This is a genomic window from Falsiroseomonas sp. (assembly GCF_030695085.1).
Lineage (GTDB): Bacteria > Pseudomonadota > Alphaproteobacteria > Acetobacterales > Acetobacteraceae > Falsiroseomonas.
The window spans coordinates 1-1,394 of the sequence record NZ_JAUYTS010000182.1; the positions used below are offsets into that span (position 1 = coordinate 1).

The following is a 1,394-nucleotide window of genomic DNA, read 5'->3' on the forward strand; positions in this document are numbered from 1 at the left end:
CGCGAGGGGCAGGACTGCTCAATCAGGCCTTGTTGCGGCGCGCGCGGCGCACCAGGCCGAGGCCCAGCAGCGCGGAGCCGAACAGCGCGAGCGAGGCCGGCTCCGGCACCGCGACCACGGTGGCGGAGAAGGTCACGTTGCCGAGAAGGCCGCTCTGCGTGCTGATCGCAATGTTGCCGGGGGTGTCGTCGAAGCCGGTCAGCGTCGCCGTGCCGGTGCCGCGGATCGACAGCGTGCCAGGAGAACCGGCAATGTTCGACACTGACGCGCCCGCGTTCAGGATGAAGGTGCTGACCAGGCCGTTGTTGGTGATCGTGAACAGCAGGCCGCTGGACGCCGTCGGCGCGTAGGTGATGTTGGCGATGTTGACGCAGGCGAAGCAGGTGCCGAGACCGGCAAAGCTGCCACCGGCGATGTCCAGGCGCTGCGGGCCAGCGAAGGTGATCTCCGTGCTGGTCACCTTGTTGATGCCGCCGATCGACAGGTTGCTACCCGCCATGATCGGGCCGGCTAGCACCGGGGAGGCCATGAGGGCGAGGGCGGCGACGGCGCCGAAGAGTGCCTTCTTCATAATCTTATCTTTCTCTCGAACCGGCTGCCGGCAGATCCAGTGGCCCAACCCATCCTTAGCAAACAGTGTGCCAGGGTAATTGGCTTGCTTTTTCAACGGCTTGTATGGCACTTCGGCAGTTCTGTCGGCGGCCTGTAATTGGCGCCGACAACGGGCACGAAACCGTCGAACGCGCTGCCGCAACGGCGGCCAGACCCTGCCGCTGCGCTGCGAGCACGGCGCGCATCACCCGGCTGGCCCAGGCAGCGTTCAGGCCGCGGCATCCTCCGGGGCCAGTTCCACCACCGCCAGCATTGGCCGCGCGGTGCCGCAGCGCAGCGCCTGTGCGGCGCGCGACCGCAGACCATCCCCTGCTACTGCGCCGTCCCGCCAGGCGGCCACGGCGACCAGTTCGGATCGTCCCGCAGCCTGGTGCACCTGCCATGCCACGCCGGGCGCCTGCACGCCGAAGGTCCGCGCGTCATCATTCACGGCCCCAGCGGCCGCACAGCGTGCCGCCGCGACGGCGGCTCAGGCGGTGTCGTTTGCGAAGTGCATCCTGGTGCGCCGTGAGATGGGCTTCATCGCGCGGCCGTCGACGCGTGCGGTCTTCATCGACCGCGACGTGGGGTGCAGGCGGCACCCCCACCCCGGCTGTCCTGTTCTGGCGCGCAGGCGGAACCCCGGGGGACGCTGCGGGACACCTGAAAACGCAAAACGCGCGCCCGGCCAAAGCCGGACGCGCGCCCTGAAGGTATCAGAACCCGCCCCGCGAGGGGCAGGACTGCTCAATCAGGCCTTGTTGCGGCGCGCGCGGCGCACCAGGCCGAGGCCCAGCAGCGCG

General features: G+C 69.3%; 2 protein-coding genes. Both read right to left on the reverse strand.

Annotated features, from left to right (window positions below; translation table 11 throughout):
• Nucleotides 1–22: 22 nt before the first annotated feature.
• Nucleotides 23–667, reverse strand: a complete 645-nt coding sequence (locus Q8S40_RS19810) for a PEP-CTERM sorting domain-containing protein (RefSeq protein WP_305671774.1) — start codon at nucleotides 665–667, stop codon at nucleotides 23–25.
• A gap of 153 nt (nucleotides 668–820) precedes the next feature.
• Nucleotides 821–1,042, reverse strand: a complete 222-nt coding sequence (locus tag Q8S40_RS19815; RefSeq protein WP_305671775.1) for a hypothetical protein — start codon at nucleotides 1,040–1,042, stop codon at nucleotides 821–823.
• Nucleotides 1,043–1,394 lie beyond the last annotated feature (352 nt).